The organism is Schaalia sp. ORNL0103 (assembly GCF_019429565.1).
Classification (GTDB): Bacteria; Actinomycetota; Actinomycetes; order Actinomycetales; family Actinomycetaceae; genus Pauljensenia.
In genome coordinates this window covers 770239-788337 of record NZ_JAHXSA010000001.1, presented here as the reverse complement: position 1 = coordinate 788337, position 18099 = coordinate 770239, and the positions used below count along the sequence as shown (strand labels likewise).

21 protein-coding genes and 1 tRNA gene are annotated in these 18099 nt (G+C 64.3%); 3 read left to right on the top strand and 19 right to left on the bottom strand.

What is annotated here, in order from left to right; genetic code table 11:
• Window positions 1–2: 2 nt before the first annotated feature.
• The gene (gene pyrR, locus JJJ16_RS03530; RefSeq protein WP_003792391.1) at window positions 3–566 is read right to left on the bottom strand and encodes a bifunctional pyr operon transcriptional regulator/uracil phosphoribosyltransferase PyrR; all 564 of its coding nucleotides are present in this window, start codon (window positions 564–566) and stop codon (window positions 3–5) included.
• 356 nt (window positions 567–922) lie between these two features.
• Here pyrR and JJJ16_RS03525 point away from each other — a divergent pair, with 356 nt between their 5' ends.
• Window positions 923–1219, top strand: a complete 297-nt coding sequence (locus JJJ16_RS03525; protein ID WP_219751397.1) for a DUF2249 domain-containing protein — start codon at window positions 923–925, stop codon at window positions 1217–1219.
• A gap of 171 nt (window positions 1220–1390) precedes the next feature.
• Here the strand turns inward: JJJ16_RS03525 and nusB are convergent, their stop codons facing one another.
• Genes nusB through JJJ16_RS03465 form a run of 12 tightly spaced genes read right to left on the bottom strand, consistent with a single transcriptional unit; the run spans window position 1391 to window position 12705 of the window.
• A complete protein-coding gene (nusB, locus tag JJJ16_RS03520; protein ID WP_219751396.1) occupies window positions 1391–2011 on the bottom strand; it encodes a transcription antitermination factor NusB in 621 nt (206 codons plus the stop codon).
• Window positions 2011–2574: an elongation factor P gene (efp, locus tag JJJ16_RS03515; RefSeq protein ID WP_007589238.1), complete on the bottom strand. Its 564-nt coding sequence runs from the start codon at window positions 2572–2574 to the stop codon at window positions 2011–2013. Before efp ends, nusB begins: the two co-directional genes overlap by 1 nt.
• A gap of 24 nt (window positions 2575–2598) precedes the next feature.
• On the bottom strand, window positions 2599–3123 hold the full coding sequence (locus tag JJJ16_RS03510; RefSeq protein ID WP_219751395.1) for a shikimate kinase: 525 nt from the start codon (window positions 3121–3123) through the stop codon (window positions 2599–2601).
• Window positions 3120–4202, bottom strand: coding sequence for a 3-dehydroquinate synthase (aroB, locus tag JJJ16_RS03505; RefSeq protein ID WP_219751394.1), 1083 nt, complete (start codon window positions 4200–4202; stop codon window positions 3120–3122). Before aroB ends, JJJ16_RS03510 begins: the two co-directional genes overlap by 4 nt.
• The gene (locus JJJ16_RS03500) at window positions 4199–4708 is read right to left on the bottom strand and encodes a shikimate kinase (RefSeq protein ID WP_219751393.1); all 510 of its coding nucleotides are present in this window, start codon (window positions 4706–4708) and stop codon (window positions 4199–4201) included. Before JJJ16_RS03500 ends, aroB begins: the two co-directional genes overlap by 4 nt.
• The gene (aroC, locus tag JJJ16_RS03495; RefSeq protein WP_225904978.1) at window positions 4705–5916 is read right to left on the bottom strand and encodes a chorismate synthase; all 1212 of its coding nucleotides are present in this window, start codon (window positions 5914–5916) and stop codon (window positions 4705–4707) included. Before aroC ends, JJJ16_RS03500 begins: the two co-directional genes overlap by 4 nt.
• Before the next feature lie 60 nt (window positions 5917–5976).
• Window positions 5977–7017 carry an FKBP-type peptidyl-prolyl cis-trans isomerase gene (locus tag JJJ16_RS03490; RefSeq protein ID WP_219751392.1) on the bottom strand — a complete coding sequence of 347 codons (1041 nt, stop codon included), beginning with the start codon at window positions 7015–7017 and terminating at the stop codon, window positions 5977–5979.
• On the bottom strand, window positions 7014–8399 hold the full coding sequence (gene pafA, locus JJJ16_RS03485; protein ID WP_219751391.1) for a Pup--protein ligase: 1386 nt from the start codon (window positions 8397–8399) through the stop codon (window positions 7014–7016). Before pafA ends, JJJ16_RS03490 begins: the two co-directional genes overlap by 4 nt.
• Before the next feature lies 1 nt (window position 8400).
• Window positions 8401–8577, bottom strand: coding sequence for a ubiquitin-like protein Pup (locus JJJ16_RS03480; RefSeq protein ID WP_219751390.1), 177 nt, complete (start codon window positions 8575–8577; stop codon window positions 8401–8403).
• Window positions 8578–8601: 24 nt separating this feature from the next.
• Window positions 8602–10122: a depupylase/deamidase Dop gene (gene dop, locus JJJ16_RS03475; protein ID WP_219751389.1), complete on the bottom strand. Its 1521-nt coding sequence runs from the start codon at window positions 10120–10122 to the stop codon at window positions 8602–8604.
• On the bottom strand, window positions 10119–11663 hold the full coding sequence (arc, locus tag JJJ16_RS03470) for a proteasome ATPase (RefSeq protein WP_219751388.1): 1545 nt from the start codon (window positions 11661–11663) through the stop codon (window positions 10119–10121). The genes dop and arc overlap by 4 nt, the downstream gene beginning before the upstream one ends.
• A complete protein-coding gene (locus JJJ16_RS03465; RefSeq protein WP_225904977.1) occupies window positions 11656–12705 on the bottom strand; it encodes a tRNA (adenine-N1)-methyltransferase in 1050 nt (349 codons plus the stop codon). The genes arc and JJJ16_RS03465 overlap by 8 nt, the downstream gene beginning before the upstream one ends.
• 79 nt (window positions 12706–12784) lie before the next feature.
• On the opposite strand from JJJ16_RS03465, the gene JJJ16_RS03460 reads away from it, so the two are divergent.
• Window positions 12785–13639: a RecB family exonuclease gene (locus tag JJJ16_RS03460; RefSeq protein WP_219751387.1), complete on the top strand. Its 855-nt coding sequence runs from the start codon at window positions 12785–12787 to the stop codon at window positions 13637–13639.
• Between the two features lie 4 nt (window positions 13640–13643).
• Window positions 13644–14576 (top strand): aldo/keto reductase, encoded by a 933-nt coding sequence (locus JJJ16_RS03455; protein WP_219751386.1) that lies wholly within the window; start codon window positions 13644–13646, stop codon window positions 14574–14576.
• A gap of 106 nt (window positions 14577–14682) precedes the next feature.
• Here the strand turns inward: JJJ16_RS03455 and JJJ16_RS03450 are convergent, their stop codons facing one another.
• From JJJ16_RS03450 to JJJ16_RS03425, 6 genes are all read right to left on the bottom strand, one after another.
• The gene (locus JJJ16_RS03450) at window positions 14683–14979 is read right to left on the bottom strand and encodes a DNA primase (protein ID WP_219751385.1); all 297 of its coding nucleotides are present in this window, start codon (window positions 14977–14979) and stop codon (window positions 14683–14685) included.
• 33 nt (window positions 14980–15012) lie between these two features.
• The gene (locus JJJ16_RS03445; protein WP_219751384.1) at window positions 15013–16110 is read right to left on the bottom strand and encodes an NAD(P)/FAD-dependent oxidoreductase; all 1098 of its coding nucleotides are present in this window, start codon (window positions 16108–16110) and stop codon (window positions 15013–15015) included.
• A gap of 71 nt (window positions 16111–16181) precedes the next feature.
• On the bottom strand, window positions 16182–16694 hold the full coding sequence (locus JJJ16_RS03440; protein WP_219751383.1) for a nucleoside triphosphate pyrophosphohydrolase family protein: 513 nt from the start codon (window positions 16692–16694) through the stop codon (window positions 16182–16184).
• Window positions 16691–17362 (bottom strand): DsbA family protein, encoded by a 672-nt coding sequence (locus JJJ16_RS03435; protein WP_219751968.1) that lies wholly within the window; start codon window positions 17360–17362, stop codon window positions 16691–16693. The genes JJJ16_RS03440 and JJJ16_RS03435 overlap by 4 nt, the downstream gene beginning before the upstream one ends.
• A gap of 71 nt (window positions 17363–17433) precedes the next feature.
• Window positions 17434–17520, bottom strand: a tRNA-Leu gene (locus JJJ16_RS03430).
• Between the two features lie 78 nt (window positions 17521–17598).
• Window positions 17599–18087, bottom strand: a complete 489-nt coding sequence (locus JJJ16_RS03425) for a MarR family winged helix-turn-helix transcriptional regulator (protein ID WP_187348979.1) — start codon at window positions 18085–18087, stop codon at window positions 17599–17601.
• Window positions 18088–18099: the final 12 nt, after the last annotated feature.

The window sequence follows — 18099 nt, the reverse complement described above, 5'->3', positions numbered from 1 at the left end:
GTTTACAGGCCTTTCCCGAGAAGGACGCCATCGCGCCCGTCTGTTTCGTCGAGCAGAATGGTGACGATTTCGTCGCGGGAGGTCGGAAGGTTCTTGCCAACGTAGTCCGGGCGAATCGGAAGCTCGCGGTGGCCACGGTCGACGAGGACCGCGAGCTGAACGGCCGCAGGGCGACCGATACGAGTAAGAGCATCGAGCGCAGCCTTGATGGTGCGGCCGGTGTACAGCACATCGTCAACGAGGACGACGGTCTTGCCGTTGATGCCAGTGCGAGGCACCAGGGTCTCTTTCGGAGCCCTCAGGGGCTGAGAGGCCAGGTCGTCTCGGTACATCGTGGTGTCGATAATCGCGAGCTCCGCGTAGGTGCCGGAGACTTCCCGAATCCGATTGACGAGACGACGCGCCAACGTTGCGCCACGAGTGGGGATGCCTGCGATGACGAGGTTATCGCTGCCGCCGTTTCGTTCAACGATCTCGTAGGCGATACGGGTCAGGGAGCGTGCGACGTCGCCAACTCCTAATACTTCTTTGCCGCGCGATGCGCGATCTGCGTGCACTTCGGCCACGCTTACTCCTTCCCCGCCTCACGGGACGGTCATTAAAGGATCTGTCGCATTCCATCCTACGCTCCTCGTCAGGAGCCGGTGTGACGCCTCCACGTGTGAAACACCACGTGGTGTTGCCAGAAGGCGATCGTGGCGAAGTCATCGCGCAACATTGTGCGCGCGAAGAAAACAAAGCGGTGTCCCGGAGCGTGCATAGTTTTATACCCGGTAGGGGTATGCGACAATACCCCTACCGGGTATTTCGTCTTCGATGACAATACGTAGTCCCGTTGGCGCTGCAATGAAAGGGGCAAACCCGGTAAAATTCAGTGAGCGCCGACGGCGCCTCAGATACTTCACTATAGAAAGGCCACACCATGACAATCGAACAGCTTCCCCACCCCGAGGTCCACGGTGGCGGCTGTGGCTGCGGTGAACACGATGTTGTCGAGCCGACCATTGATGCGACCGCTATCCCCCACCGTCTGCGTCACGCGGCTGTCCTCGGCGCTGCCCAGTCGATGAACGCTGGTGAATCCTTCATCATTCGCGCTCCCCACCTGCCTCGTCCGCTGCTTGCTCAGATCGCGCAGCTGCCCGGCGAGTGGACCTTCGAGGTCATCGTCGACGGCCCCGAATTCTGGGACGTGCGAACGACTCGCCTTGCCCTCTGACGCAGGCAACAAAGGGGCAGGATCGTCATGATCCTGCCCCGACTCATATGCCCAAGTTCAATCGCATAACCGTCCTGGTCGGCTGCGCCTGTACTTGCCACAGCATTGAAGTAAAAAGTGGGGCCGACTCTCATTCGAGAGTCGGCCCCACTAGGCATGTAGAGCGAACGCTCAGTACTCCTCGAGGAGTTCGTCGAGCTCGTCTTCGACGCTGCCGCCATCCAGCGGCTTGGCGCCGGCAGGCAGAGCGCGCGCGGGCGCTTCCTGCGCGGGCAGCTCATCGTCGGACGACGACTCGGCCTCATCGGAAACGTGCGCTTCCTCTTCCTCGGAGCTGCGACGCGACCATGCGGGGGACGCAAGATCCTTGCGGATCGCGTCGAGGACCGCGTTCACGAACGACGGCGACGTGTCGGTCGAGATCGAGCGAACGATCGAGATGGCCTCGTCGATGACAATGATCGGCGACACCTCGTCGTTCTCGAGCATCTCCCACACCGCCACGCGCATGACCGCAAGGTCGACGGCGGCAATACGATCCAGGCCGGGCACGCGCGCGTGCGCCGAGATCAGCGAGTCAATGCGGCGCAGATTGTCCGCCACACCGGCGATGATCTGGATCGAGAACTCCGGGAGCGGAGTCTGAGCCGCGGTGATGACGCGGCGCTCGCGCAGGAGGTCGCGCAGCACGTCGGGGTTAGACCCCATGCCGCGCTGGTCGGCCTCGTAGACAACGTCGGCCGCGCGCTTGCGGGCCTTGGTACGCGAGGTGAAGCGGTGCTGCTTCGACATTACTCGGTCACGCGACCCGAGTACGAGCCGTCGCGGGTGTCAACCTTGACGCGGGTGCCTTCCTCCATGAAGAGGGGAACCTGGATCTCGTAACCGGTCTCGAGGGTCGCGGGCTTGGTGCCGGCGGAAGAACGGTCGCCCTGCAGGCCGGGCTCCGTGTGCGTGATCGTCAGGACGACGGTGGCGGGCAGCTCAACGAACAGGACGGTGCCGTCGTGCTGGGAGACGATAACGTTCTGGTTCTCCACCATGAAGTTGCGGGCGTCGCCCACGGTTTCGGCGGGAACGTTGATCTGCTCGTAGGTGGACTGATCCATGAAGACGTAGTCGGTGCCATCCTGGTACAGGTACGTCATGTCGCGACGGTCGACGGTCGCGGTCTCGATCTTCAGGCCCGCGTTGAAAGTCTTGTCGACGGTCTTGCCGGACAGGACGTTCTTGATCTTGGTGCGCACGAAGGCCGGGCCCTTGCCGGGCTTGACGTGCTGGAATTCGACAACCTGCCAGAGCTGGCCGTCGATCACCATAACCAGGCCGTTCTTCAGATCATTGGTCGTTGCCACAGGGGTACCTCACTTGAGAAGGAATCAGTAATCAGGGGCCAGTTTACACGCGTGCGCGGCCAAATCCGCGACTTCTTGCGGGGTGCGGGTACTCGTATCCACTGTTGTGTCGGCCACGGAGGCGTATGCCTCGCGCGCTTGTTTCATGAGCTGAGTCAGTACGGCGCGTGGTGCACCGAGGCCAACCGAGCGTGGAGCGCCAAGGCCTTCTCGGCGAGATATCGCGGAAAGATCGGCGCTGAGCTCGATGATGAACGCGCCGTTTGCGCGCGCCCGCTCGATCGACGAGGCAGTGGCTGGGTCGAGCGGCTGAGAGGCGCCGAGCGTGACAATGCCCTCGTCGAGTCCAAGGAGCCGCTCGGCTTCTTCGCGTGCGGTGGCGGCCAGACGCGGATCACGCCCGACGACAAGAGTACGCATAGGTGCGCCGAGGCGTTCTTCGACGGCCTCGTCGACCTCGTAGAGGGGCAATTCGTAGCGGCGGGAGAGCTCGCGTCCAACGGTAGTTTTGCCGGCTCCGGTCACTCCGATCAACACGATAAGGCTCATGCGCGAATGCCGATCTGCGACGCGGGTGCCGGCAGCTCCTGCGGATCGACGGAGACCGTCCTGGGGTTCGCGATGCCATCAAGGAGGACGAAGCGCAGGATTCCACGCCGTACCTTCTTATCGGAGAGCATGATGTGGGTGAGCTCATCGAGAGTGCTTCCCTCGTAGCGGGTGGGTAGCCCGACGCGGGAGAAAAGCTGGTCGTGGCGAGCAACATCGTCAGCGCTGAGCAGGCCACGGGCCTGGGCCAGGCGCGCCGCGAAGCAGCAGCCGACGGCCACCGCATCGCCGTGGCGCCAGGTGTAGTCGTTCGCGCGCTCGATGGCGTGCGCGAGGGTGTGCCCGTAGTTGAGGATTTCACGCAGGCCGCCCTCGGTCAGGTCGGCGGACACGACGCGGGCCTTGACTGCGATCGCGCGGGTGGTGATCTCAGCAAGCTGCGGGCTGTTCGATCGCAGAAGCTCGCTTGGTTCCGTCTCCTCGACGATGTGCAGGATCTCCGGGTCGGCAATGAAACCGCACTTAATGACCTCGGCGGCACCGGCCGCCAGATCGGGCGCGGGCAGGCTCGCGAGGAGATCCATATCGGCAACCACGGAGGTTGCCGGATAGAAAGAACCAACGAGGTTCTTCCCAACGGTCGTGTTGATTCCCGTCTTACCGCCAACGGCTGCGTCGACCATGGCGAGCAGCGTCGTCGGAACATTGATGAGTGTGATGCCCCTCAGCCACGTTGCTGCGACGAAACCAGCCATGTCGGTGGTCGCTCCCCCACCCATGGCGACGATCGCGTCTTTACGCCCGAGCTGGAGACGCCCGCACTCGTCCCACAGGGACGCAACAACCTCGATTGACTTGCCGGCCTCGGCATCGGGGTGGTCGGCAGTCGAGGCCTCGATCCGCTGTTCACGCAGGTACTGCGCCAGGGCCTCGGCTCGGCTAGCGAGAGGACGCGCGTGAATGATGAGCACCTTCGTCGCGGCCTCGTCGAGGGCCTCGTAGATCGGCTCGAAGCCGAGCCCGTGTCCGACAGTGATAGTCGAGGGGTGTTCTCCGGTGACGCGGATAATCGTGCTCATGCGTGCTCCAACTGCTGTGCAATGGCGGTGACGACGTCGTCGACGGGACCTGGTCCCGACTCGACGACCATGGTGGCGACGGATTGGTAGTGAGGCTCGCGCTCGGTGCGCAGGCGCGCGAGCGTCCCGGACGGATCCTTCGCCAGCAACGGCCGATGCGTCTTCGAGGCAGTGCGACGAACGAGTTCCTCGTGAGGAGCATCAATGTAGACGACCGTGTGCCCGGAGAGGAGCTCCCGAACGGCGGAAGTCGCTGCCGCTCCCCCGCCCAACGAGACGACGGCATCGTGCGTCAGCGCATCGGCGACCGCTTCGGTCTCCATCACGCGAAAAGCTGCTTCTCCGTCAGTGGCGAAAATATCAGCGATCGGACGGCCTTCGCGCTCAACGACGAGGGCGTCTGTATCGATGTGGTCAACGCCCAACCGCTCGGCAAGCAGCCGCCCAACCTTAGACTTGCCCGCGCCGGGCAAACCCACAAGGACAACGGGACCCTGAGCACTCATGCGCGTTCCCCCACCACCGCGAGGTACGCCTCGAGATTCCTGCGCATCTCGCCAACAGATCGGCCGCCCGCGTGATCAGACAGAGCATCCGCGAGCACGAGGGCCACCTCGGCCTCGGCAATCACGGCGCCGGGCACGACCTGGCAGGTGTCGGAGCGCTGGTGCAAGCCCACTGCTTCCTCACCCGTTGCGAGGTCGACGCTGCGTAGCGCGTGCGGAACGGTTGAGATCGGCTTGAACGCAGCGCGCGCGACGATCGGCGCGCCGTTGGACGTCCCTCCTTCGATGCCCCCGGCGTGGTTGGAGGCGCGCGTCAGGTGACCATCCTCGCCCCGCACGATTTCGTCGTGGGCCGCGGAGCCGAGCAGTGCGGCCTGAGCGAAACCGTCTCCGATCTCAACGCCCTTGACGGACTGAATCGACATGAGTGCGGCGGCCAAGCGTGCATCGAGGCGCTCGCGCGCGGTCACGTGTGTGCCCAGGCCGACGGGAACGTCGTATGCGATCACTTCGGCGACGCCGCCGATCGTGTCACCCGCCTGCTTGGCAGCATCGACGGCTGCCTCAAAGCGGGCGTTATCCTCCGAATCGAGTGTGCGCATCGAGGCCTCGCACAGCGCCGCCTCGTCCGCGGGAGTAGGCGTCAACGAGGCCTCGGCGCGCTGGGCCCCGACGGAGACGACGTGGGACACGAGACGAACACCGGCGACCTGCTCAAGCAGGGCTTCGGCGAGCACACCGAGTGCAACGCGCGCAGCAGTCTCTCGGGCACTCGCGCGCTCAAGGACGGGGCGAGCCTCGGACAGGTCGTAGGACAGCATGCCGGGAAGGTCCGCGTGACCGGGACGGGGCCTCGTCAACGGACGATTACGAGCGATTTCGCGTTCGTCTCCCGTTCCCGCGTCGATGAGAAGCTCCGACGGATCAACCGGATCGGCACTCATCACCGTCTCCCACTTGGGCCACTCAGAGTTGCCAATGCGAATAGCCACCGGGGCGCCGGTTGTCACGCCGTGACGCACACCGGCCAGGATCGATACCTCGTCGGCCTCAAACTTCTGCCGAGCGCCGCGACCGTAGCCGAGGCGACGACGCGCGAGGCCACGGCGCAGGTCCTCCGTCGCCACATGCAAGCCGGAGGGCAGTCCCTCGATCGTTGCGAGCAGTGCGGGTCCGTGTGATTCACCGGCGGTCATCCATCTCAGCATGCCTCCCAGTGTCCCACAAGCGACAAGCCTTGTGCGAAAGGGCTCTCACGAGCTGAACGCTCACGACTGAGGTGCCTGATCCCCGTTCGTCGCAGTGCCAGGTTCAGTACCGAGAATATCGATGACGACGCACAGCGTGTCGTCACCTGCGGCAAGGTCTGGAGGGATCGTGATGGCGAGTCGTGACCCCACCTTCTGGTCAACGAGAGCCGTCGCGAGGCCCTTCATCGCCGTCCCCAAGTTGATGACCTCGGGGACGCCGGTCTCCCACGTGGATACGCGCACGGTACCGTCGGTCCAGCCGAGAACCGTGAACTGCGCGACAACCCGGTCTCCTTCATGGACCTGCACCCCGTCACCCTTGATAAGGGTCTGGGTCGTGACGCCGCCGGGAAGCGTGTCAATATGGCTAATGATCGGCCCCTCCGGGCTCATCTCGACGCTCATAGGACCAACGCTCGCGTCGACCGGCGTACCAGTGGCAATCGACGGCAGGATATCGACGACGTCGACCTCGATGGTGTTCGGCGATCCGTCACCCATCGTGATGGAACGGAATGCGAGCACACGTGTGCCCTCGCGCTTGCCGGTGACCAGACGTGACAGGTCGTCATTGATCTGGCCGGAGCCGACGATGCCGAGGCTCATCTGGGGGCGGCCGGACTCGGAGAGCATGCGTCCGCTGGTTCCGTCGAAGGCGGTGACAGAGACGAGGACGGGTGAGCCTTCAGTAATCTCACGACCGCTGCCTTCCTCGAGCACGCGCGCTTTGAAACCGTCGATCTCCAGCGGAGCCTTGATCTCGATGGTCGGTGTCGCGCCGACGCGCCCGGACACGGTCACGCGGTCGAACAGGCCGAGGGTTGGCGACTGGGTGGCAGATTCGGGCGCGCTCGCTTCGTTGGCGGCGGGGCGGGGATGGAAAGCCCACCAGGCGAGTCCACCTCCCGTGGCGATGAGAACCACTGCGAGCGCAACGCGCAGGAAGATAGATGCACGGGAGATGCCACGGGAGCGCTGTGCACGCGCAGCCGCTCGCTGAGAGGACCCGCGCGCGCGGCTGACGGCGCGGGAATCAGGGGACGACGACTCGGGGCTCATGCGGGAATCGTAGGAGACTGAGAGTCGATCTGCGCGATGAGCGCGTCAACACGCGGGTCGGCTGTGGCTAACGGATCCTGCAGGGACAACGGAATCGTCGACGACTCATCGAGACGCACGTGCACCCAGTCGACGCTCAGGTCGGCGCGGGCGTCTTCGGCGGCTGCGATGATACGTCCGCGCAGGTGAGCGCGGGTCGTCGCAGGCGCGATCGTCTGCGCGCGACGGACACCGTCGACGGTGGTGAGGCGTCGCATGAGTCCGGCGCGTTCCATTCGCTCCCACAGACCATCAGCGGTGATATCGGAGTACGACAGCTCGAGCCGAGCCACGCGCGGATCAGCGAGGCTTGCCCCACTGCGCGCGCAGTACGACGTGAGAAGCTTGTGCTTGATCGCGATGTCGAGCTCGGTGTCGATGCTGCTCCAGTCGCCGCTGGCGATGGCATCGATGCCCCTGCCCCACAGGTCGACGATGTAGGTGCGCATCGGATCCAGCTCCGCGACGGGGATGCGGGCGAGCACGCGCTCACGGATTTCTCGTTGCAACGCGACGGCGCTCGTCGTGCGCCCATTGGCAAGCTCGAGGGGTGCCGAGCCGGACAGGTCGGAGTTGACCTCGCGGATTGCGCGCATCGGGTCAGCGAGCGCCAGGTCTTCGAGCTGCAGGCCATCCTCGATCGCGTGGATGAGGAGCTCGGTCATACCGACCTTGAGCGCGGTAGTCGGCTCGGCGACGTTCGTGTCGCCGACGATGACGTGCATGCGTCGATATGCGCCAGAATCAGCCAAGGCCTCGTCGCGGGTGTTGATGATCGGACGCGAGCGTGTGGTCGCCGAGGATACGGCGTCCCACATCTGATCGGCGCGCTGGGAGAACTGCAGGCGCGGCGTTGCCGCAGCGGTGTTGATCCATCCGTTACCGACGAGAATCTGGCGCGTCACGAAGAATGCGACGAGCGCATCGGCGACCTGACGGAAGTCGCGGCGCCGATGGAGAAGATAGTTTTCGTGGCAGCCGTAGGAGTTGCCCTGCGAGTCCAGGTTGTTTCGGAACAGGTGAAGGTGCAGGTCTGAGCCGAGCTCGGAGAGGGCCTCGTCTGCCTGAACCGCCAGATCAGCAAGCATGGCGGCGCCGGCGCGATCCTGCTCGAGCAAATCCTCAAGACGATCGCACTCGGCAGTCGCGTACTCGGGATGAGCGCCCACGTCGAGGTAGAGACGCCCGCCGTTACGCAGAAAGAGGTTTGAGGAGCGCCCCTGATGCAGGAGTGGCTCGAACAGCTGGCGAGCGGCGTGCTCGGCATCCATCGGGGCACCCCCGCTCGGGGACGCGGCCGTGAGCCCGTACTCCGTTTCGATGCCGAAAACTCGACGCCTCACGTCACTGGCCGCCCTTCTGGACGAAGCCCTGGACGAACGCCTCGGCGTTGGTTTCGAGAACGGAATCGATCTCGTCGAGGAGGGAGTCGATCGACGAGGTGCGCGCCTGAACCTGGCCGGCCGCCTCGATCGCGTCGTCTTCGGGGGGCGGGCCGCCTGCGAAAATCTGATTCGACATTATTACTCTTCTTTCTGTCGTTCTTTATCGTGTTGAGGTATCACGCGCGTCGGCGATCGGGAATCGGACGAGGTCACCCTCGCCCGGGTCAAGGACGAGCGAGGACCATGATGCCTTCACGAGGTCGGGCCGATTGGCCACCGCCCATCCGCGCACGTGTGCACGGGTGTTCGTGGGCGCCACGTCTGCGGCGCGCTCGACCTCTTCGTCGGACACGAGGCGCGTGACCATGCCAGCCTTCGCGAGTCGATAGACGAGGCCGTGGCTGGGACGCAGGTCTGCCCACTGCAGGTCGATGGCGGCCAGGCGCGGATCGGTCCATTCGAGCCCGGCGCGTTCCTTCTGTCGCTTGACGAGCTGGTACTTGCCCACCCATTCGACCTCGGTGGCCACCGAGAAGAGGTCGGCGCGCATGCGATCCAGCACTGACTGCCACAGGGTGAGGATCTCCTGATCGGCCTGCGTGGGCGTCGTTCCCGTCTCCTCAAAAGTGTCGAGAACCAGATCCAAGTAAACCTGCTGGAGCTCCGCCGCCGTGTAGGCGCCGCCCGCGGTGGTCACCTTGTAGTCGAGGTCGGGATGGTGCGACACGTTCCAGGTTTCCTGCACGGGATCGTCCATGACGATCGAATCCCAGCGCAGGTCGGTGCCCTGCTCGATTGCCCACAGGACGAGCGACGTGGTGCCAAAACGCAGGAAAGCTGAGACATCGAACATGTTGCCGTCGCCGCCGATGACGTGGAGTCGGCGGAACTGAGCCGGATTCGCATGCGGCTCGTCGCGCGTGTTGATGATCGGGCGGTTGAAAGTGGTCTCCAGTCCGACCTCGTTCTCCACAAAGTCGGCGCGCTGGGACATCTGGAAGCCCGGAACCTCGCTCTTTTGCCCGCGTCCCACGCGGCCGGCACCGCAGATGACGGGGCGCGTCACCATGAAGGGCGTCAGACCTCGCACGATCGCATCGAGGTCGGTGATGCGAGGCATCTGGTAATTCTCGTGGGTGCCGTAGGCTGCGCCCTTGCCGTCGGTGTTGTTCTTAACAAGGACGATAGGTTCTTCGCCCAGTTGTTCCAGGCGTGCCATGACACGCTGGGCGATCACCTCGCCGGCGCGGTCCCACAGGAGCGCATCGCGCGCACCGATCGTCTCGGGCGCGGAATACTCGGGGTGCGCGTGGTCGACGTACAGGCGTGCGCCATTCGTGAGGACGGCGGTCGTCGCTGCCGGGAGGGCGAGTTCTTCGGGGGTCGGCCGAGCGACGCGCTCCGAGCCACCGGACGGTGCGAGGTGGTACGGATCGTCAGTGAGCAAAGACGGGTCTGCCGCAGCACGAGACATGCGCATACCACGCAGATCGTTGAGCGGGTCCTCCCCCGTGTAGTCCCAGCGGACGACGCCCGCGCCCTGGGCCGGCGTGCCCTCGCGGCTGATCTCGCCGTACGTGGTGACGACTTTCGTCGACAGGGCGATCGGGTTTGCCCACGCGTCGCCGGGACGGTACACCCCGTACTCGGTTTCGGTACCAATAATGCGTTCGCTGCTCATTTCACCGTTCCAATCGGCTTCACGCTGACGATTTCGGGAGCCAGACCGCTCGTACGAGCCCAGTCTTCCGGCGAGGAAGTGGCAGCCAGTTCGAGCGACTCATTCATCTCCTCGTGCACCCCGCGCAGCAGATGATCCATACTCAGGCCGGACGAGGCGCCCGTCAGCGCGTCCTTGATCGCGTACTTCTTTGCGCGTTCGACGATGCCGGCGATGAGTGCGCCGGACACGAGGTCGGACAGGTAGATGCGCTTGTGGTCGCCATTCACCAGGGTTGCGAGGAAGAGCGCCGTCGTCTCATTGCGCGCGTAGAGCGCATCGACGGCGCGTTTGCTCATGCCCGCCACGGCCTCGTTGATGCCACCGAAACGCTCGATTTCCGAGGCATGGATCGGCACCTGGGGCGTCAGATACTTCGAGAAGATGTCGAGGGCGCCCGCGCGGTCGGGGCGATCCACGCGGATACGCACATCGAGGCGCCCCGGGCGCAACACGGCCGGGTCGATCATGTCCGCGCGGTTGGATGCGCCGATGATCACGACGTTGTCGAGGGATTCGACGCCGTCCATCTCGGCGAGCAGCTGCGGAACGATCATTGTTTCGACGTCTGAGGACACGCCCGTGCCACGCGTGCGGAACAGGGCCTCCATTTCATCGAAGAAGATGACGACGGGGGTGTCGCCGGCTGCGAGGGTCCGCGCACGAGCGAAAATGGCGCGAATCTGGCGCTCGGTTTCGCCGACGAACTTGTTGAGCAGTTCGGGGCCCTTGATCGACAGGAAGAAGGTCGACGCACCCCCACGCTTCGACAGCGAGTTGGCAACGGCCTTCGCAATCAGGGTCTTGCCCGAGCCGGGAGGCCCATACAAGAGAATGCCCTTGGGCGGGCGCAGACCAAACTGGCGGTACAGCTCAGGATGGTTAAACGGCATCTCGATCGAGTCGCGCACCTGCGCAATCTGATCGTCCAGACCACCGATGTCTTCGTACGTGACGTCGGGGACCTCGGGGGTGAGCAGCTGCTCAACATCCTCGCGCACGATGCGCTCGAACGCGATGCCCGCGCGGGCGTCCACGACGAGGGAGTCGCCGGGGCGCAGGTTTCCGTGGCGTAGAGGGCCGGCCAACTCGAGCAGGGTCTCCGCTCCGCCTTCCGTCGCCACGAGCACGCGGTCGGCGCCGACGATTTCGAGCACGGACACGACCTGCCCGCTGCGCGGGAAGTCATCCGCGGCCACGGCGATCATCGTGTCGTCGAGACGCACCCACTGCCCGTACGACAGGTCAGTGACATCGAGCTTCGGCGTGACGGCAACGCGCATGCGCTTACCGCCTGTGACGACCTCGATTTGACGGGACGCGGGAAACGCCCGCACGAACGTCGCCAGAGTCTGCGGAGGACGCGACACGTCCGCCAGCTCGCCCTGGAGCCGAATCAACTCGGTGCGCGCAGTCGTCAGCGCGGTGGTGAGGCGGCCGTTCTTTTCTTCCAGAGATATCAGGCGTCGTTCGAGAGCCTGACGGGCTTCGACCTCACTCATCAGCTGCTGCCTCACGTCCCTCCGACGCCCACGTGTCGGCCTGCGCGACGACGTCGCGGCGGACCTTGCGCACCTTCTTCTCGGAGTTCACACGCTGACCGACCTTCTCCAGCGACCAGTCCTGCTCGTCGTCCCACGCGCCGCCCTGGCCTTCAGCTGCCTTCGCCGGACGTGTTGAGCGTTCCTGCGGAGCAACGCCGGGCGCGAGGAGGCGGGTGACCACCAGGAAACCGGTGTGAGCCACCATGCGGTGCTCGGGGCGTACGGCCAGGCCGTCGAGGTGCCACTCGCGGCGCATATCCTCCCAGGCAATCGGATCAGTGAAACGCTCGGAGGCGCGCAAATCCTCGACGAGACGTGACATCTGCGTGACGGTCGCGACGTAGCACACGAGCACGCCGCCCGGAATCAGCGCATGGGTGATGGCCTCGATGTTCTCCCAGGGAGCAAGCATGTCGAGCACGACCCGGTCAACGCTGCCTTCTTCGGCCGACCACAGCACCTCGTCGACGTCACCGACGCGCAGGTCCCATGCGGGGTGGCGGCGGCCGAACCACAGGTCGACGTTGGCGGCCGCGATGTCAGCGAAGTCCTGGCGACGCTCCACAGAGACAAGGCGACCCTGCGGGCCAACGGCATCAAGGAGAGCCATCGACAGCGCTCCGGAACCCGCGCCGGCCTCGACGACGGTCGCGCCGGGGAAAATATCACCCATGTGGGTGATGACCCCTGCGTCCTTGGGGTAGACGACGGCGGCGCCGCGGGGCATCGACATCACATAGTCGACCTGCAGGGGCCGCAGGATCTGGAACTGGCGGCCTTCCTCCGTGACGATCACCTGGCCGTCGGGACGGCCAATGACGTCGTTATGGTTGAATCCGCCGCGGTTGGATTGGAAACGGCCACCGCTCACGAGAATCACCTGGTGGAAGCGTCCCTTGGGGTCGCGAACCTGCACGCGATCGCCCTCGGAAAGGACGCCTCGGCGGGTAGGCTGGCCAAAATCGTTGGCCGACATCGAATTATTACGCTGAATAGTCATTACGTAAATGATACCGCTTGCCACCTGTTGCGCCCATGGAAGGACACAGATGAGGGCGGCAGGGGTTAGCGTGGTATTCATGACAGACCTGATCACCCCTTCGGCAGCCGAGCGCACGTGGGAGCCCGCACTCTCGGCTTCGCGAGCAAAGGAATACGAGCGTTGCCCCCTGCAGTACCGTCTTCACGTCCTGGACGGATACCGTGAACCGGAGACGCGCGCGAAGGCTCTGGGGACAATCGTGCACGCGGTGCTGGAACATCTTTTCGCTCTACCAGCACAGCAGCGTACACCTGAGGCTGCGCGCAGCCAGGTAGGGCCCCAATACGAGGCCCTGGCATCGAAGAACCCGGAGGTTCCCGCGTTGTTTAGCGACGATGCGGACCGTGACGCGTGGCTCGACGAGGCGCGCGCGGTCATCGATGGGTACTTTGCGATCGAGCAGCCCCAGTGGATTGCGCCGGCAGCGCTTGAGCAGCGCGTGACGACGACGACCTCGGGCGGCGTGCGGCTCCTCGGTTTCATCGACCGTGTTGACCGTGCTCCCGATGGGCGGCTGCGGGTCGTCGACTACAAGACCGGAAAGGCGCCCGGCCCGCGCTACGTCGACGAGGCCCTGTACCAGCTGCGTTTCTACGCGCTGCTTCTCGCGCGCACGCAGGTGCTGCCCTCTCGCATGCAGCTCGTCTATCTGAAGGCCGGCCAGGTCATCACCTTTGATCCTGAAGCAGGCGACATCGCGAACTTTGAGCGTCACATCGACCAGCTCTGGGAATCGATTTCGCGCGACATTGAGAATGACTCCTTTGCACCTCGCAAGAATCCTCTGTGCAACTGGTGCGGGGTGCGTTCGCTCTGCCCGGTGTTTGGTGGAACCACTCCCCCGCTCCCCGAGCAACATGCACGGTGGCTGTCGCGGACTCGGCTAGGCTAGACGCATGGACTTGAAGCAATGCGGCCGCACCGGACTCTACCTGTCGGCTCTCGGCATCGGCACGCTCACCTGGGGGCGCGACACTGACGGCCCCGAAGCGCTCGACATGCTGCGCCGTTTCGTCGACTCGGGCGGCAACCTCGTCGAATGTTCCGCTTCCCATGGCGACGGCATGGCAGTTGACATCCTGTCCGAAGCCATCTCAGCCGTTGGTCGGCACCGCGTGGCAGTAGCGTGGCGCGGCGGCGTGCGCCGGGCCTCCGAAGGCGCGTGGGTGAGCGCTGCCGGACGCGGCGATCTGCTGCGCAGTCTCGATGATGCCCTCGCACGGTTGGACACCGACTACGTGGACGTGTGGATGGTGGAGCCTCGCGCGGAGGTCCCGCTGGAGGAGACTCTTGAAGCAGCGACCGCCGCGTATCGCTCTGGCCGTGCGCGCTACGTGGGACTGTCGCGGGCGACGCATTGGCAGCTTGCCGAGGCCGTGACACGCGGCGTGCTCGGAGCGAGCGCTCCGATCTCGGTGGTCGAGTTCCCGTTCTCCCTCGCGGATACCTCGCAGGCTGCGACGGTGGCCGAGTTGAGTGAACACGGGGTCGGCATCATCGCCGCGTCCGCACTAGCTGGCGGCGCTCTGACGGGCAAGTACCGCCACTCGACGCCCGCGGACTCACGCGCCGCTTCGCCGCATCTTCGCCATCTGGTGGAGGGTCACTTGACGGGCTCAGCGCGCGGCGTCATTGAGGCTGCCACGCGCGCGGGCGCGGGACTCGAACGCTCGACCGGCGACGTGGCGCTCGCATGGGTGCGCGATTATCCGGGTGTCACCAGTGCCCTCGTCGGTCCGCGCACGCTGCGCCAGCTTGAGACGCTGCTCGACTACACGGAGCCGTTGCCAGCGCCCATTCGGCAGGTTCTCACCGAGGTGGCTCAGTAGTAAGGCGCGCTTCACGCAATCGACATCATGTGAGGCACGTTGAGATGGGTGGGGCCCGAACCGCTAGGTTCGGGCCCCACCCATCTTGAACAAGCTGATGATCGAATCAGTCGTCGACCTCAATGAAGTCGTCGTCATCATCCTCATCGCCGTCTTCTTCATCGTCATCGGACTCGTCGAAATCATCGTCGTCATCCTCGGAATCATCGAGAATGTCGAACGGCAATTCCACGCCCAGCTGAGTGAAAAGAATGTCGTCGTAGGTGAAGAACGCGTCACGCAGCGCAAGCTCAGCTGCTTCGAGCGCGGCGTCGTCGGCCTCGTCTCCATCGCGGGCGATGTCGAAGTGGTTTTCGAAAGCGTTGAGCAGGCGCGTCAGCGCGCGGCGGGCATCTCCAGTCATGACAGTCATTCTACCGTGAGACGGCGCACTTTATCAGGGGAGGTTGAGCTGCGAACGAATAACAGACACCATCAGGTCGGTTCCCTTAATCTCGGCGGTCTGCTCCGCGCCAAGAATGCGGGTCTGCCCGTCCGCATCAAGCAGCTGCGACGCACCCATGTTCGGGCCGAGGGGCAGGATCACCCATTCCTTCGTCGGCTGGTAGATGGCGTCGGGCTTCTCCCCTTCGATCTGGGCGGTGATGTTCGCGATGACGACGCGGGCCTGCTGGCGAGCGGCGTCGGCACGCTTCGATTCACGCACATCGGTGAGGTCACCGACGGCGTAGACGTTCGGGTGATCCGCGACCTGCATGGTGCCATCGACACGGATGGTGCCGTTCGGGTTCATGACGGACTCGTAGTCGCTGCCGATCAGGAAGCCGGTGTTGGCGCGGGCACCGTAGCACTGGAACCACAGATCGGCCTCAATGACGTCACCGTTCTTGGTTTCGACCATGAAGTGACCGAGGTCGCCGACGTTCTGCGGGGGCAGGTAAGCGAGCTCAGAGCCGGTCACAACGCGCACACCGAGGGTGCTGAGCTGCTCGCTGATCTCGCTGCGCAGCGCGTCGGTGTAGCCGGGCGTGCCCAGGATCTGATCGGAGGCCTCGACAATCGTGATGTCCAGGCCGGGGAAGGCATTGGCGAGTTCGCCGGTCAGCTCGATGCCGACGGTGCCACCGCCGACGATCATCACAGAGCGGGCCCGTCCGAGGTTCTCATGCAGCTGCTCGAGGCGCGCCTTCGCCACGGACGAGCGGTAAGAGGAGTATTTCGCGGGGAAAGGATAGGTCGATCCGGTTGCGAAGACGACGTAGTCGGCCTCGATCGGGTCGTGGCCGAAGACGTGAACGGTCGTGCCGTCGACACGCGACACGGTGCCTCGCACGACCTCGCCGCGGTGCAGAAGGTTCGTGTAGGGCATGAAGATCGCGTGTTCCCACACGGTGTCGACCGCGGCACGCAGCGCGGCTGCGTGGTGGACGAACTGGTCCTTCTGTTCGATGAGGACAACGTCCGCGATGGGGTCCAGCCCCTTTGCGACCGTGACGCCTCCGTAACCTCCGCCGATGACTGCGACGCGTGCCATGTCTTTCCTCCTTATGAGTGGACCGCGTCTATTGTGTCACCTGGCGGGCACGAATGCGCGTGCTAGGGACCTTAGTCCGCGCCGTTGGCGCTCTTCCCGGTCTCCAGGCCAAGGCCGCGCGCAACATTTGGCGGGAAGAAGTTGGGGCCCTTGAGGACCTTTCCATCCTCGCGTAGTTTGACGGAGCCGTCCGGCATGAGCTTGGAGAGGTTCGAAGCCTGGACCTCGGCGAGCACAGAATCGAGATCCATTCCGGACTCGATCGCCATACCGTAGATGACGTAGATCAGGTCGGCGAGGGCGTCCGCAGCCTCAATAACATCGCGCTCGCCATCGTCTGCCGCTACCGCCTCGGCGGTAGCCGTCTCAATAATCGCGCGGGCGCGCTTGCCGTAGACCGCTCCAACGAGTTCTGCGAATTCTTCTGCGATCAGGCTCATGCGCATGCCGAGGCGTTCGTAGGACAGCGTCGGATCGTCGAAAGAACGAATCGGCATCGAGTATGTGCGATGGAACTCCTGGACGAGTTCCATCGGGCTGGGAGCGCCCTGAGTGTTCGAGGTGGGGGTGTTGTTCTCGCTCATGCGTGATCCTTTCGAGACTGTTCCCAAGCCGTGGCCAGGATGTTCATAAATGCGGTGATCGTTTGATGTCCGTCGACGAGGAACTGCGCGTCAAAGACGTACGTTGGGACGGCGGTGACACCCATGTGCATCGCCATCTGGAAGTCCGAATACACGCGGGACGCCCATTCCTCGTCGCCCACGGCGAGAGCAGCAAGCTCCGGTGGCATTCCAATGTCCTGGGCACACCCGATGAGAACCTCGGGGTGGGAGATGTCCAGCCCCATCTCGAAGTGTGCACGCATGATGGCCTCGGCAACCTTCAGCTGCAGCGAGGATGGACCTACCACCGTATCGGCATCAATATCCGCATCGTGCGCGGCCGCGATGACGCGGTGTGCGCGCGATGTCGGAGCGATGATGAGGTTATCGAAGTCGAAGCGAATCCCCTCGCGCGCGCCGAGTGCCTGCATGCGCTCGTCGGATTCGTGCACTTCTTCGAGCGTCGCAGCGCCGGATTCCACGAGAGCCACGACGCGGGGTTTGTCGACGGGGGCGTCAAGTTCTGGGTCAAGAAGGAAAGCGTGCAGGTAGACCTCGACCTTGTCACGATGCTCGAATTCCTCGAGGGCTGCGCGCAGGTGTCGCAGCCCGAGATAGCTCCATGGGTCGCAGGTGTCGAGCCACATGTCGATACGCACGGTGCCTCCTCACGATTGATATGGAAAACCCCGGAGCCTTTCGGCCCCGGGGCATTTCGTGCGCGGAGGGGGACTTGAACCCCCACCCTCGTAAAATGAGGACTAGCACCTCAAGCTAGCGCGTCTGCCTATTCCGCCACCCGCGCAGGTGAGCGATGCGAACCGTTGCGATCCGCAAGCGAGTAGAAGCTTAACACGATGTGGGCGACATGCGCCAATCGAAACTAGGAGTCCTTTTCGCCGTCGCGCAGGCGCGAGTCAAGAGTGGCGAAAACCTTGGCAATTGAGTCGATATCGGCGTCCGTCATGCCGTCCAGGAGGTACTCGCTGACCGTCTGCTGATGCAGCTCTGTGGCGGCAAGCACAGTTTCAATTCCCTGGGTGGTCAGGCACGCGTCGTAGCCGCGACGATCGACCGCGGAGGGGACGCGCTCGACCCACCCGTCGCGCGACAGATTCGAGACGAGGTAGGTGACGCGCGACGGAGAATAAACAACGCGGTCGGCCAGCTCGCCCATACGCAGGCGATGTCCCGGCGCCTCCCAGAGGGCCAAAAGGATGTTGTAGTCGGGCATGGAAACCCCGTAGGTGCGCTTGAGGCGCGTCTCGAGAATGCCCTGCAGGCGCCCGGACGCCTCGAAGAAGACTCGCCATGCGGCAGCGCGCGCACTATTTGCCTGAACGATCGGCGTCAGTCGTGCTCGTGATTCCATGTCTCCCTCCTC